The organism is Bordetella ansorpii, from assembly GCF_900078705.1.
GTDB lineage: Bacteria > Pseudomonadota > Gammaproteobacteria > Burkholderiales > Burkholderiaceae_B > Bordetella > Bordetella ansorpii_A.
The window spans coordinates 233,260-247,121 of the sequence record NZ_FKIF01000001.1; the positions used below are offsets into that span (position 1 = coordinate 233,260).

The 13,862-nt window shown below is 67.0% G+C and carries 14 protein-coding genes; 3 read left to right on the plus strand and 11 right to left on the minus strand.

The window, feature by feature from the left end; genetic code table 11:
• Positions 1 to 11: 11 nt before the first annotated feature.
• Positions 12 to 809 carry an SDR family oxidoreductase gene (locus A6745_RS00870; RefSeq protein ID WP_066122456.1) on the minus strand — a complete coding sequence of 266 codons (798 nt, stop codon included), beginning with the start codon at positions 807 to 809 and terminating at the stop codon, positions 12 to 14.
• A 126-nt stretch (positions 810 to 935) separates the two neighbouring features.
• Between A6745_RS00870 and A6745_RS00875 the strand changes: the two genes are divergently transcribed.
• Positions 936 to 2,897, plus strand: a complete 1,962-nt coding sequence (locus A6745_RS00875) for a helix-turn-helix domain-containing protein (protein WP_066122459.1) — start codon at positions 936 to 938, stop codon at positions 2,895 to 2,897.
• A 16-nt stretch (positions 2,898 to 2,913) separates the two neighbouring features.
• Here A6745_RS00875 and A6745_RS00880 read toward each other — a convergent pair whose 3' ends face one another.
• The 6 genes from A6745_RS00880 to A6745_RS00905 form a co-directional block, all read right to left on the minus strand.
• On the minus strand, positions 2,914 to 3,882 hold the full coding sequence (locus A6745_RS00880; protein ID WP_066122460.1) for a Bug family tripartite tricarboxylate transporter substrate binding protein: 969 nt from the start codon (positions 3,880 to 3,882) through the stop codon (positions 2,914 to 2,916).
• A 163-nt stretch (positions 3,883 to 4,045) separates the two neighbouring features.
• The gene (locus A6745_RS00885; protein ID WP_066122463.1) at positions 4,046 to 4,888 is read right to left on the minus strand and encodes an enoyl-CoA hydratase-related protein; all 843 of its coding nucleotides are present in this window, start codon (positions 4,886 to 4,888) and stop codon (positions 4,046 to 4,048) included.
• A gap of 4 nt (positions 4,889 to 4,892) precedes the next feature.
• Positions 4,893 to 6,122 carry a CaiB/BaiF CoA transferase family protein gene (locus A6745_RS00890; RefSeq protein WP_066122464.1) on the minus strand — a complete coding sequence of 410 codons (1,230 nt, stop codon included), beginning with the start codon at positions 6,120 to 6,122 and terminating at the stop codon, positions 4,893 to 4,895.
• A 149-nt stretch (positions 6,123 to 6,271) separates the two neighbouring features.
• The gene (locus A6745_RS00895) at positions 6,272 to 7,156 is read right to left on the minus strand and encodes a LysR substrate-binding domain-containing protein (RefSeq protein WP_066122467.1); all 885 of its coding nucleotides are present in this window, start codon (positions 7,154 to 7,156) and stop codon (positions 6,272 to 6,274) included.
• Between the two features lie 50 nt (positions 7,157 to 7,206).
• Complete coding sequence (locus tag A6745_RS00900; RefSeq protein WP_066122470.1) at positions 7,207 to 8,031, minus strand: metallophosphoesterase; 825 nt, start codon at positions 8,029 to 8,031, stop codon at positions 7,207 to 7,209.
• Positions 8,032 to 8,104: 73 nt separating this feature from the next.
• Positions 8,105 to 8,794, minus strand: coding sequence for a DJ-1/PfpI family protein (locus tag A6745_RS00905; protein ID WP_066122474.1), 690 nt, complete (start codon positions 8,792 to 8,794; stop codon positions 8,105 to 8,107).
• Between the two features lie 186 nt (positions 8,795 to 8,980).
• Between A6745_RS00905 and A6745_RS00910 the strand changes: the two genes are divergently transcribed.
• Positions 8,981 to 9,955, plus strand: coding sequence for a Bug family tripartite tricarboxylate transporter substrate binding protein (locus tag A6745_RS00910; RefSeq protein WP_066122477.1), 975 nt, complete (start codon positions 8,981 to 8,983; stop codon positions 9,953 to 9,955).
• Positions 9,930 to 10,946: a GlxA family transcriptional regulator gene (locus A6745_RS00915; protein WP_197488067.1), complete on the plus strand. Its 1,017-nt coding sequence runs from the start codon at positions 9,930 to 9,932 to the stop codon at positions 10,944 to 10,946. The genes A6745_RS00910 and A6745_RS00915 overlap by 26 nt, the downstream gene beginning before the upstream one ends.
• Before the next feature lie 64 nt (positions 10,947 to 11,010).
• Here A6745_RS00915 and arsH read toward each other — a convergent pair whose 3' ends face one another.
• From arsH to A6745_RS00935, 4 genes are all read right to left on the minus strand, one after another.
• A complete protein-coding gene (gene arsH / locus A6745_RS00920; protein WP_231885866.1) occupies positions 11,011 to 11,763 on the minus strand; it encodes an arsenical resistance protein ArsH in 753 nt (250 codons plus the stop codon).
• Positions 11,717 to 12,145, minus strand: a complete 429-nt coding sequence (gene arsC, locus A6745_RS00925; RefSeq protein WP_066122483.1) for an arsenate reductase (glutaredoxin) — start codon at positions 12,143 to 12,145, stop codon at positions 11,717 to 11,719. Before arsC ends, arsH begins: the two co-directional genes overlap by 47 nt.
• Positions 12,146 to 12,175: 30 nt before the next feature.
• Positions 12,176 to 13,462 (minus strand): arsenic transporter, encoded by a 1,287-nt coding sequence (locus A6745_RS00930; RefSeq protein ID WP_066122486.1) that lies wholly within the window; start codon positions 13,460 to 13,462, stop codon positions 12,176 to 12,178.
• A 63-nt stretch (positions 13,463 to 13,525) separates the two neighbouring features.
• The gene (locus A6745_RS00935; RefSeq protein ID WP_066123668.1) at positions 13,526 to 13,846 is read right to left on the minus strand and encodes an ArsR/SmtB family transcription factor; all 321 of its coding nucleotides are present in this window, start codon (positions 13,844 to 13,846) and stop codon (positions 13,526 to 13,528) included.
• Between the last annotated feature and the right edge of the window lie 16 nt (positions 13,847 to 13,862).

Sequence of the window (13,862 nt, forward strand, 5' to 3'; positions counted from 1 at the left end):
CGGCCTCTGGCTTACAGGTACTCCATGTTTCCGTCCACGCTGATCGCCTGGCCCGTGATGTTGCGGGCCGCGGGCGAACAAAGGAAGAGCGCCGTGGCCGCCACGTCCTCGGGGGTGACCATGCGGCGCAGCGAGATTTTCTGCAGGTACTCCTGGCGCATGGCCTGAACATCCACGCCAGCCGCCGCGGCGCGCGCGCCGATCACGCCGTTCATGCGTTCGCCTTCCACCGTGCCGGGCAGGATCGCGTTGACCCGCACGCCATGCGGCCCCAGCTCGATCGCCAACGACTTCATGAAGCCCACGATGGCCCACTTCGTGGAGGCATAGGGCGTACGCAGCGGATAGCCGAGCCGGCCCGCCACTGAACTCATCGCGATCAGGCAGGGATTGCGCGAGGAGGCCTTCAGCAGCGGCACGGCGCGGCTGGCGAAGTGGAAATGGCTGTTCAGGTTCACGTCGACGGTGCGCTCCCAATCACCAGGCAGCAGCTGCTCCACCGGGCCGGTGGGCCCCGCGATGCCGACGTTGTTGACCAGCACGTCCAGGCCGCCCAGCGCGTTGCGCGCGTCGTCGAACACCGCCTGCACGTCACGGGACACCGAAGCGTCCGCCACGCTGGTCGTCAGGTTGGGGACATCGGCTGCCAGGCGCTGCAGCGCGGCGCGATCGATGTCGCACACATGCACCCGCGCGCCCGTCTCGACGAAGGCCCGCGCCACCGCGGCGCCGATGCCCGATGCGCCCGCCGAAACCAGAATCCGCAGGCCGGGCGGCGGCCGCAACGAATCGATGAAGCTGGTGTGCACCGGGGATCTCCTTTGGTCGATGGATGACAGTCTCCAGCAGATGAGCGCCTCAAGCCATGTGCAAGCCCAACACTGGAACCCCCTTGTTGATATGATTAACCTACATAACCCCTATCGCCTTCGCCCATGCCCCCCGCCGCCCCATCCCCCGACGCCGACACCTCGGCCATCGCCTCGGACCTGATGGGCCTGCTGCACGAGAACGCGCCGGCCGAGGCCTTCGCGGCCCGGCTGGCCGCGATCGAGGCCCTGCCTGACGGCCTGGCGCAGAAGTCCGGCATGGTCGAGCTGGCGCGCATGGCCATGGGCCTGCACCACCGGCTCGAACAGCACGAGGAACGCGAACGCGGCATGCTGGCCGTGATCGAATCGGCGCAGGATCTGGCGGGCCGGCTCGACCTGCCCGAGCTGCTCAAGGCCATCGTGCTGCGCGCGCGCCGGCTGCTGCGCGCGCACGTGTGCTGGCTCACGGTCTATGACGATCAGGCCGGCGAGTTCAAGGTCGTGGTGGCCGACGGCGCCATCTCCGAACCCATCGGCCGCATGACCGCCCGCCGTGACCGTGGCGTTGCAGGCGTGGTGATGACCACGCGGCTGCCCTTCTCCACGCCGCACTACCTGCAGGACACCCGCTTCGAGCACGATCCCTTCCTGGACGACATCTTCCGCGCCGAAGGCGTGACGGCGATGGTCGGGGCGCCGCTGATCCGCGACGACCAGGTGATCGGCCTGCTGTTCGTGGCGGACCGCTATCACCGCGGCCACACGGCGTTGAACGTCTCCATCCTCAGCACGCTGGCCACCCACGCCGCCGTGGCCATCACCAACGCACGCGCCTTCGCGGACGCGCAATCGGCGCTGCAGAAGACCGACCAGGCACGCGCCGAGCTCGAACGCCACGCGCACGACGTGCAGGGCGCGGTGGAAGCGCACGAACGGCTGACCTCACTGCTGGCGCGCGGCGCCACGCTGGGCGAGCTGTGCCAGTCCATCGCGGAACTGCTGCAGGGCAGCGTGCTGGTGCTCGATGAGATCCAGCACGTGATCGCGCGGGCCGACGCCGCGGACCGCGCCAGCGCGGCTGCCGCGGACTACGTTCCCCATGGCAAGCACAGCGCGGCCATCGCGCGGGCCTTGCGAGAGAGCCGACGCGCTGGCCGCTCCGTCGTGGCCTACGAGGATGGCGGGGAGTTATGCCGCGCCATCGCGGTGATCGGCGGAGCCGGCGTACTCGGCTCGGTGCTGTTGTTCCGCGCCGAGGACGTCAGCGGCACGTCCATCCGGACCTTCGAGCGCAGCAGCAGCGTCATCGGCATCGTGCTGCTGTCCCAGGAGCGGATGGAAGCCAGCCGGCACCGCGACGTCGCCGAACTGCTGCGCAGCCTGATCTCGCCCCGTCAGGGCGAGCCCGCGCTGGCCCGCGAACGCGCCGAACGCCACGGCCTGGACGTCGCGCGCCCGATGTCGCTGGTGCTGCTGGACACCGGGCCGTCCGGACAAGGTCTCGTGGCGAACCGGGCGCGAGCGGCGCTGGCGCTGCCGGGCGTGGTGCTGGACGAGGTGGACGGCGTGCTGGCCGCGGTGGGCGCCGCGGCGCAGGCCGCGCCACTGCGCGACACCCTGGCGGAATTCGCCCGGCGCGAACTGGGCAGCGGCTACCTTGGCGTACAGTCCCGGCCCATCCAGAGCGCGGCGGAAATGCCCACGGTGTACGCGTCGCTGCGCCGCGCGCTGGCCGTCGTCGCCCGGCTGGGCCTGCGCGGACGCGTCGTGGCGCAAGACGAAATGGCGCTGTATTCGGTGCTGTTCGAAACGCAGGACCAGGCGGGGCTGCAGCGTTTCCTGCAGGCCCGGATCGGACCGCTCATCGCGCACGACGCGCAGCGCGGGTCGGCGCTGGCGGCCACCTTGCTGGCCTACTTCGACAACCGGCAGAACGCCACCCTGACCGCATCCGCGCTGGGCATACACGTGAATACCGTCAGGCAACGGCTGGGCAGCGTGGCGGGACTGATCGGCCATTGGGAAGATGCCGCGCGCGCCCTGGAGACGCACGTGGCGCTGCGGCTGTGGGACGCGGGCGTCTGAGGCCCTGACCCCGCGCTTACTCCGGCACGATCCCCGCCGCCTCGATGACCGCCCCCCATTTCCGGATGTCGGCCTTCTGGAAATCGGCCAGCGCCTGCGGCGTCGGCGTCCATGCCTGCGTGGCAGAACTGCGAAAGAACGCCTGGGCCCCCTCGCTGGCGACCGCGGCGACCAGCCACTGCCGCAGCTTCGCCGCCACGGGCGCGGGCGTTGCCGCGGGCACGTAAGCGGCGAACCAGTATCCCATGTCGTAACCCTTGATGCCGGCCTCGTCCAGCGTCGGCACCTGCGGCAATTGCGGCAGGCGCTGCACCGTGGAGGCGCCCAGCGCACGCAGCTTGCCCGACTCGATGTGCGCCAGGCCGGTCACCGTGTCGATCACCATCATGTCGATGTGCCCGCCCAACAGGTCGTTCAGCGCGTTCGGGTTGCTGTTGTAGCCCACCCAGACGATGTCGGTGCCGGTCAACTGCTTGAGCATCTCGCCCGCCATGCGGCTGGACGAATTGCCGCTGCCGAAGCTCAGCTTTCCGGGCATCCGGCGCGCCGCCTCCACCAGATCCCCCACGGTGCGAAACGGCGAATCGGCGCGCACCACCAGCACCAGGCCGCCGCGTCCCAACCCGGTCACGGGCATGAAATCGGCCACCGGATCGTAGGGCAGCTTCTTGAACAGGTGCGGATTGGCGGCCTGGGTCGTATTGGTGGTGATCAGCACGGTGTAGCCATCGGCGGCCGCGCGCGCGGCATGTTGCGCGGCGATCATGCCGCTGGCGCCGGCCCGGTTCTCGACCACGACGGGCTGGCCGGCCTGCTGCGCGACAGACGCCGACAGGGCGCGCGCCAGCAGGTCGGTCGCACTGCCCGGGCCGAACGGCACGACGAACGTGACCGGTTTGGCCGGGTAGTCTGCCGCGTGGGCAGCCGACAGGCCGATGAGGGAAACCGCGATACCTGCAAGCAGGCGTCGGAACGAGCGAATCATGACGTTGTCTCCTTATACGTTCGATTTAGTGCAGAATTTCGGTAGGCAGAGCGTGGTATTGCTGCTTGCCGATCCGGTTGGCAGGCCCTGTCGCAGCTGTTATGGCGACGCGCAGAGACGCGCGGCGCATGTATGGGTTCTGCAATACGGCTTGCGGCGTCCTTCAGGTGGCGGACCCCTCGGCATTCCGGCGGGCGCGTCGTGCCAGGAATTCACCCACGGCTGCCTTGTGCTCGTCGCCGCACAGCAGGATGGCCTGCATATTGGCGGCCGTCTCCAGGGCTACGGGCAATGATGACTCGGCCGCGTCCAGCACCAGCCGCCTGGCCATGCGCAGGGCAGTCGGCGGATTGGCGGCGATGCGGCGGGCCAGGTCCGAGCTGGCCTCGTCCAGCTCGGCCGTCGGGACAACACGGGACACCATTCCCAATCGCAGGGCGGCGGGCGCGTCGATGAACTCGCTGGTCAGGGTCAACTCCAGGGCCTTGGCCCGGCCCACCAGGCGCGTGAGAAACCAGGCGCCCCCGATACCGGACACCAGGCCCAGCCGCAGGAAGCTCTCGGCGAACGTGGCCCGCTCGCCGGCCATGCGCAAATCGCACATCAGCGCCAGATCGCATCCCGCGCCGGCCGCCGCGCCATTCACCGCCGCGATCGACGGCACCTGCAGCGCCTGCAGCGCAAGGGTCAGCCTGTGCAAGGTCGCCTTCAAGCGCACGCGGACATCGGTGATGGACCCTTGCATCAGATCCGCGCCCCGCGCCATGTCCTTCACGTTGCCGCCCGTGCAGAAGTGCTCGCTCGTGGACCGCAACAGGACGCAATGCACGTCGGTCCTCGCCTGGGCCTGTTCCAGCGCGTGCGCCAGGGCGCAGGCCATGGCGACCGACATCGCGTTGCCGGTGGCCGGCGCATTCAGGCTCAGGGTGAGCACCCCGTCGGCCACGTCCTGCAGGACCAGCGCGTCGGACGACAGACGCCCGGTTTCGGTATCAATGGTATTCATCGGTTCATCCTTGGACAGAGACGGAAGGCACGCCGGACGTGGCCAGCACGCCCCGCGAAAACAGGGATTCGATCTCGGCGGCGCCGTAGCCGCACTCCGCAAGGACTTCGCGATTGTGCTGGCCCAGCATGGGCGCGGCCCGGTCGGGGGCCGACGCATCCCAGCCATGCGCGGGCCCGGGCGCAAAGCCAGGCAGGCGCATCCTGCCGGCCAGCGGATGGTCGACCCAACTGTCGATGCCGCTGGCGGCATAGGCTTGCGATCGCACGACGTCCTCGTAATCGGCAACGGGCGCGCACAGGATGTCCTGTTCGCACAGCCTGTCCACCCAATGGCGGGAGCCGTGCCGGCGGAACAACGGCGTCAGGCATTGCCGCAGCGCCTCGCGGTTCGCCACGCGGTCCGCATTGCCTGCGAAGCGTGGATCGCACTCCAGTTCCGCCGCGCCCAGTGCCGCGCACAGGGCGCTCCAGCGCTTGGGGTGATAGGCTGCGACCATGATCCAGCCATCGCGCGTTTCGAATGCTTCGTTGGGCGCGGCATATGGGGCGGCGCTGCCGGTGCGGCGCGGCGCGGTGCCCGAGGCGAAATACGAGGCATACCCGATCTGCTGCAGCATCAGGGTGGCGTTGTAAAGGCTGATGTCCAGATGCTGGCCCTGGCCGCAGCGCTGCGCCTGGCCCCGTGCCGCCAGGATGGCGATCGCCGCGAGATAGCCGGTAACCATGTCGGCCACTGGCGTGGCCACCTTGACGGGCTCGCCGCCCGCAACGCCAAGCGTGCTCATCAGGCCGCTGGCCGCCTGCACGATGCCATCCACGCCCGGTCGCTCGCGCAGGGGGCCGGATTGCCCATAGGCCGAGATCGAGCAGTAGACCAGCGCGCGGTGATCGGCGCACAGGGTCGCGTAATCCAGCCCCAGCCCTTGCATGACGCCCGGCCGGAAGTTTTCCACGACGACGTCCGCGCCCTGGATCAGACGGCGGGCGGCCTCGCACCCCTGCGCGGATTTCAGGTCCAGCGCCACGCCCCGCTTGTTGCGGTTGACGCTCAGGTACACCGCGCTTTCGCCGGACAGCCACGGCGGCCCGATCTGCCGTCCCAGTTCACCGGCGGGCGGCTCGATCTTGATCACGTCCGCGCCCATGTCGGCCAGCATCATGGTGCACACGGGCCCCGCAAGCACGTGCGAGAAATCCACCACCCGCAGGCCCTGCAAGCTGCACTTGAGCATATCCCCCTCCTGAAGGCCCGCGGCGAGATCGACGGCCGAGAGCGCGATTGATGCAGGCAGGATAGGCAGCGGCCCCCAGGGCCGGCAAACGACTTTATGGGCGCCGGGCTTTGACTTTTTGTTAAAAGGTTGCCGGACGTCCGGACGGATCAGGCTATGGCCAGCTCGGCCAGCCAGTCACGAAATGCGCGCAGCGCGGCGGACGCCGCCTTGCCCGTCGGCCAGGCGAAGTAGTAGGTGTATTCCTCGAGATCCAACGCCGGGGACAGGGGCGCCAACAAGGTCCCGTCGGCCAGTTCTTTCTCGATCAGGGCTTTTTGCGCGATGGCCACGCCATGCCCTTCGATGGCCGCCTGGTACGCCAGCAGCGAGGTCTCGTACTTCATCCCCTGCATGGGATCGACGCCACGCACGGCCGCGGCGCGCAGCCAAAGATCCCAGTCGCCGGGACGCGCCATCGAATGCAGCAGGGTCTTGGCGGCCAACTGCTTCCTGTTCCTCAGGCCAAGCACGGGCGCCGCGACGGGAATCAGCTCGTTGCGCACCAACCGCAGCTTGTGCATGCCGGGCCAACGGCCATCGCCCAACTGGATTCCCGCATCGATGTCCTCGCGCTGGAAATCCAGCGGCAAAAACGACGTCATGACCTGCACGTCGATGTTCCTGTGCAGTTTGTGGAAACCCGCCAGGCGCGGGATCAGCCAGCGCACGGCAAAGGTGGCGGGCGACCGGATGCGCAAGGTCTGCCGTCCCCGGTTGCCGGCCGTGACCGCCAGGGTGGCTTCGCGCAAAGCGGTGAACAGGGGAATCAGGTCGGACAGGTAGCGCGCGCCCGCCGGCGTCAGTTCCAGGCCGCCGCGAACACGCAGGAACAGCGCCGTGCCCAGGTGGCTTTCCAATGCACGAACCTGCCGGCTGACGGCGGCGGGCGTGACGCACAGCTCATCCGCCGCGCGCGAGATACTGAGCAGCCTGCCCGTGGCTTCGAACGCACGGGCAGGGTTGAGCGGAGGAAGCGGATCGCGGCGGGCCATGTGGGGCGGAATCGGGCACAGGCGGCCAAAGTACTACAGGCGCCTTCCTGCTACCAGCCCGGCCGGCGCGTCTCGATGTCCAGCACCAGCGTCGGATTGAATCCGTCCTGCTCGCCTTTCCACTCATAGCCCAGCGGATTGGCGACGACGCGGCAGCCTTGCTGCACATAATCGAAGGCGCAGTGCAGATGGCCATGGATCCAGAGATCGGCCTTGGGCAGCAAGGCATCCAGGCTGTTGCAGAAACCCGCGGTGCCTGGTGTCAGGCCGTAGCGCGGATCCGCGCTGGACAGGGTCGGCGCGAAATGCGTCACGGCCACCGTCGGACCGTCGAAATCCGTGTCCAGCGCCGTCTTCAGCCACGCCTGGCACACCAGGGCCTGTTCCTTCAGGGCATCGGCCAGGAACGGCTGCCCGCCACGCGTGGTACCGGCCTTCTCCAGATAGAAGTTGGCGGCCCGGAAAGCCTTCTCGCGCTTGATCCGGACCTGGTCCTGCGTGTCGCGCGCCTGAACCAGCGCGTCGAAATCGGCCCACAGGGTGGTGCCGAGCAGGCGCACGCCATCGATGACCAGGCTTTCGCGCTCCAGCCACTGTATGCCCAACGACTCGCACAGATTGCGCAGCCGGTCGTGCGCCGCGTCGAAATCCTGGTGGTCGTACTCGTGATTGCCCGGCAGATAGACCACGGGCACCGGCCACCTGTCCTTGGGAGAAAACTGGCGCAAGCCGAATCCCTCGGGAAACGGCCTGCCATCCGGGCGGCAGGTGCCGATGTCTCCCGCCAGGATCAGCAGGTCGGCGTCGGCCGCGGCCATCGGCATGAAATCGGCGTTGGTTTCGAGGTGCAGGTCGGAAAGCAGCTGGATCTTCATCCGGCTAGATTACCGCTGCCGCAAGACAAGCGGGTCCACGCAGCGGCATTGCGCCGGAGAACCTCACGAGGGTTCAGCCGCTGTTCGCCACCCGGGCAGACACCTCGCGCCGCTGACGGATCATCCCATCCGCCTTCTGGCGCACCTGCTCGACCAGCGCGGGATCGGCCACGCGCGGATGGCCGCTCTGGAACGGCGGCGCGGGATCGTATTCCAGCATCAGTTGCAGCGCTTGCGCGGCCTGTTCGCCTCGCAGCGCCGCCAGCACGGTGAAGGCGAAATCCAGGCCCGACGTGACGCCTGCCCCGGTGATGCGGTCGCCATCCACCACCACCCGGTCCGGCACGATCTCGACGCCGAACAGCGCCAGTTGATCGATGGACAGCCAGTGGGACGTGGCCTTGCGTCCTTGCAGCAACCCCGCCGCGGCCAGCAGCAGCGAGCCGGTGCACACCGACGTGACCAGTTCCGCGCCCAGCGCCTGGTCGCGCAGGAACCGCAGCACCTCGGCATCTTCCATCAAGGGCGTCTGCCCCGGTCCGCCCGGCACCACGATCACGTCGTATTGCGGCGCGTCGGCGAAGGTCCGGTCCGGCAGGATGCGCAATCCCGTGTCCCCCCGGACGGGATCGAGGTCTTTCCAGACCAGTTCCGCCTGACAATCCGGCGCGCGCGCCAGTACTTCGAAGGGCCCCAGGATGTCCAGCGAGGTCATCATGGGGAAGACAAGCATGCCGATGCGGGTTCTGGGTGCGGTATCCATGCCTGTACTTTGCGCCGGAAGCCCTTCCGCCGCCGGACAAAGTGCGGGTATTTCCGGACATGCCAACCGCGTGTTTTCCCTGCGATGTCCGAAAACAGGCCGCTTACGTCCGGTGCCGCGAATGCTGCCGCGCAACACTGGGCGCCAAGGGGAACCGCATTCAGCGGTCGAAAACAAGGATCGATCATGAACCACAGAAGGAAACTCCTGCAGACGCTGGCCGGCCTGGCGTTGCTGCCGCCGGGACTGACGATGGCCCAGGGCAATCAACCTGGCGTGGTGAGGCTGCTGGTAGGCTTTCCGCCCGGCGCCACCGGTGACCGCATCGCCCGCGTGGTGGCGCCCGTATTGGCCGCGAGCCTGCAATCCAACGTCGTCGTGGAGAACAAGTCCGGCGCGGGCGGACAACTGGCGGTCAGCTACGCGCAGGCGGGGCCGGCCGACGGCAGTGTACTGCTGCAGACCATCGGATCGTCCATGGTCATCTACCCGCACACCTACCGCAACCTGCCCTACGATCCCTTCCGGGACTTCGTCCCGATCGGCACCGTCGCCACCGCGCCGATCGCCTTCGTCTGCGCGCCCACCGTGCCGGCCAAGACCCTGAAGGAAGCGGTCGAGCTGATCCGGAAGAATCCCAAGCTGGGCTTCTATGGCACCCCGGCATCGGGCAGCGCCTTCCATTTCTCGGGCGTACTGCTGCAACGCGCGCTGGGCAGCGACTTCAGCCAGGTGGCGTATCGTGGATCGGCCCCGGCGCTGGCGGACGTGCTGTCCGGACAGGTGCCATTCGCGTTCCTGGCGCCCAGTGATATTCTGGATCACCATCGTGCGGGCAAGCTGCGCATCCTGGCAGTGACGGGCACCCGGCGCGCCTCGCAACTGCCCGACGTGCCTGTCTTTCCCGAGGAAGGATTCAAGGATCTGGTCAGCCAGGAATGGTTCTCCTATTTTCTGACGCACAACGCCAGCGCCGAGACCATCGCGCGCTACCGTGCCGCCGTGCAGCAGGCCGTGAACGACGAGCGTGTCCGGGCGCCCCTGCTGGCCGCCGGGCTGGAGATCGGCGACGGCAATCCGGACACTCTGGCCGACACCATGAAGAGGGAATATGCGCAGTGGAAGCAAGTCGTCGATGACATCGGCTTCGTCGCGAACTGACGCGATCCCGCCCGCTGCCTTGCGCAGGGGGACGCACGAGATCGGCATCGTGGTGTTCGATGACGTGCTGCTGCTGGACGCCACCGGCCCGGCCGACGTCTTCAGCCGCGCGAACCACCATCTGCGCCACGAGAACGAGCCCGACCGCTACCGCATCACGGCGCTGTCCACGTTCGGCGGCGAGATCACCACGTCGTCCAGCCTGCGCCTGCAGACCGCCGCCCTGCCCTCGCCCGACATCTGTGCATTCGACACCTTGATCATTGCCGGCGGCCCGGGCGTGATGAACGCCCGGCACGACCTGCAGCTGAGAAACTGGCTGCTGGCGGTCGAGCCGCGTGTACGCCGCGTGGGCTCCGTATGCACCGGCGCCTACGTGCTGGCCGAGTCCGGCCTGCTGGCGGGCAAGGCCGCAACCACCCACTGGGGGCATATCGAGCGCTTCGCCCAACAGTATCCGGCCGTGCGCGTGGATACCGATGCCCTGATCACGCGTCAGCAGAAGCTCTTCACCGCCGCGGGCGCCTCGGCCGGCATCGACCTGGCCCTGAGCCTGGTGGACGAGGATTTCGGCCGCGGGCTGGCGCTGGAGATCGCCCGCGAACTGGTGGTCTTCCGGGTGCGCGCGCCTGGCCAGGGCCAGCAGAGCATGGCGCTGGCCGCTTATGGCGGATCGTCGGACAGGCTCAAGCGCGCCACGGACTTCATCCTCGCGCGCCTGGAACACGGCGTCACCGTCGAAGACGTCGCTGAGCACGTCTGCGTGGGCTCGCGGCAGTTGTCGCGCATCTTCAAGGAAGCGCTGGGCCTGTCGCCGAGCCAGTACATCCGCGCCGCGCAGGTGGACCTGGCCCGCGAACTGCTGTCCGGCACCGATCAGTCGCTGGACAAGATCGCGTTGCGTTGCGGCTTCTCCGGCAGGCAGCAGATGGCGCGGGCGTTCGAGCGCCGGTTGGGCGTGGCGCCGATGGCCGTGAGGGATGGGGGATGATCGGCGGGGCGAGCATCCCCAGCACGAACCACTGCATGCCGGGTCTCTTTAGCGTTAGCCGGCCCTAGATGCCGCGCTGATTGACGCGTTGCGAGAGCGCTTGCGCCGATTCCTTGCGCTCGCTGTACCTGTCCACGAGATAGGGCGAAACGTCTCTGGTCAACACAGTGAACTTGACCAGCTCCTCCATGACATCGACGATTCGGTCGTAGTAGGCCGAAGGCTTCATCCGGCCTGCGTCATCGAATTCCTGCCAAGCCTTGGCCACGGACGACTGGTTCGGAATGGTCAGCATGCGCATCCATCGGCCCAGCACCCGCATTTGATTGACGGCGTTGAACGACTGGGAGCCTCCGCAGACCTGCATGATTGCCAGCGTCTTGCCCTGCGTGGGCCGCACGGCCCCCATCGACAAGGGTATCCAGTCGATCTGGGACTTCAGCACGCTCGACATTGCACCGTGCCGCTCGGGCGAGCTCCACACCATTCCTTCCGCCCACTGAACCAGGTCGCGCAGCTCGACCACCTTGGGATGGTCATCCGTCGCGCCGTCGGGAAGCGGAAGGTCCCGCGGGCTGAACATTCGAGTCTGCGCGCCCAACGCTCGCAGAATACGAGCCGCCTCTTCAGCCGCCAGACGGCTGAAGGAGCGTTCCCGCAGAGACCCGTACAGCAACAGGATTCGCGGAGGATGGGTCGAACGTTCGCCCGGAAAGAGACGCGCGGCATCCCATGACTCGAAATGGCTGCGGTCCAGGTTGCCCAGGTCTTCAATTGCCGACACGGCGGCCATCCCTGTCGATAACGACTTCGCCATCCTCCTTGCTGAACGGGCCTTGCTGCGGATTGGGCAGGATATCAAGCACCAATTCCGAGGGGCGGCACAGCCTGGTCGCCAACGGCGTCACGACAATAGGACGATTGATCAGGATGGGATGCTCGAGCATGAAACCGATCAGTTGCTCGTCCGTCCATTCAGGATCGTCCAACTTCAGGTCGTCGTACGGCGTGCCTTTGCGTCGAAGCACGTCGCGGACCGAGAGGCCGGATGCAGCGATAAGGCGTTCGAGCGTTGGACGGTCCGGAGGTGTCTTCAGGTATTCGATGACCTCGGGCTCTTCGCCCGAATTCCGAATCATCGCCAGGACGTTGCGAGAGGTCCCGCAGGCGGGATTGTGATAGATGGTGATGTGGCTCATTTCCAGTCTCCGCGATGGGTGCAGAAAGGCTTAGACGAAGGTCAGGCGCAGCGCCAATGCCGCGAGCGTGGCCAAGAGGACGGGAACAGTCAGGACAATGCCGACCCTGAAGTAATAGCCCCAGGAAATCGTGGTTTCTTTGCGAGACAACACATGCAGCCACAGCAGCGTGGCCAGGCTGCCGATGGGGGTGATCTTCGGGCCGAGGTCGCAGCCGATGACGTTCGCATAGACCATCGCATCCCTGACCACCCCAGTGGCGGAGGACTGGTCTATGGACAGTGCCCCGATGAGCACGGTAGGCATGTTGTTCATGACGGATGACAGGCCGGCAGCCAGGATGCCCGTGCCCAACGCAGCGCCCCAGACCCCGCCCTGCGCGACCCAATTGAGCAATTCCGCGATGTAGCCGGTCAGCCCGGCATTGCGCAGCCCGTAAACGACCAGGTACATGCCCAGGGAGAAGACGACAATCTGCCAAGGCGCGCCTTTCAGCACTTTTCGGGTCTGGATGGCCGTGCCACGAGAGGCCACCATTAAAAGAATCAAGGCCCCCACCGTCGCGACGGCGCTGACTGGCACACCGATAGGCTCCAAGGCAAAGAAGCCCACCAGCAGCAGAATCAGCACCGCCCAACCCGCCTTGAAGGTCCGGGCGTCGCGGATGGCCGCCGTCGGCGTACTCAGCCGCGCGAGGTCGTAGGTAGCGGGGATATCCCGGCGAAAAAACAGGTAGAGAATAGCCAGGCTGGCCGCCACCGACACGACGTTCACCGGCATCATCACCGATGCGTATCGCGTGAAGCCTATATCGAAGAAGTCAGCGGAGACAATGTTGACCAGATTGGACACGACCAGAGGCAGGCTCGCGGTGTCTGCGATGAACCCTGCCGCCATCACGAAGGCCAGCGTTGCCGCGGGCGAGAGGCCCAGGGCCAGCAGGACGGCCATCACGATGGGCGTCAAGATGAGTGCGGCGCCGTCGTTTGCGAAAAGCGCGGCGACTGCGGCCCCCAGAAGAACCAGGAGCGAGAAGAGTCTTGGCCCGCTGCCCCCACCCCACCGCGCAAAATGCAGCGCAGCCCATTCGAAGAAGCCCGCCTCGTCCAGAAGAAGGCTGATGATGATGACCGCAACGAAGGTCGTGGTGGCGTTCCAGACAATGTCCCAGACGACAGGGATGTCCGCCATCTGGACGACGCCCAGGCACAGCGCGATGACGGCCCCCAACGTTGCCGTCCAGCCAATGCCAAGTCCCCGCGGTTGCCAGATCACAAAGACCAGGGTCAGGACGAATATCGATACGGCCGTAAGCATTTTTCCAACTTGAGGAGGGTGAGGCGCCCCGTGTTGGGGCCAGGGCCAGGGCTTGAATCCAGGTCAGCACTTACATGACGCTGTGCTTACCGCGCACTCCGCTCCCTGGCAGCAGTTTTCAGTCAGGTATCTCAGCAGACCATCCATGCGCTCGAAGGCTGCCCGATAGACAAGGTGGCGGCTCGCGCGCTCCTGGGTAACGAGCCCCGCGCGAGTCAGTTCTTTGAGATGAAACGACAAGGTCGGCGCAGGCGTTTGCAGGCCCTCGCTCATCACGCCCGGCGTAAGGCCTTCCTGCCCAGCGACAACGAGCGCACGGAACACGCGCAGCCGCAGAGGGTGCGCCAGCGCGCTCAGGGAATCGACGATCTCTATTTCGTTCATGGCGCACATTCTATGA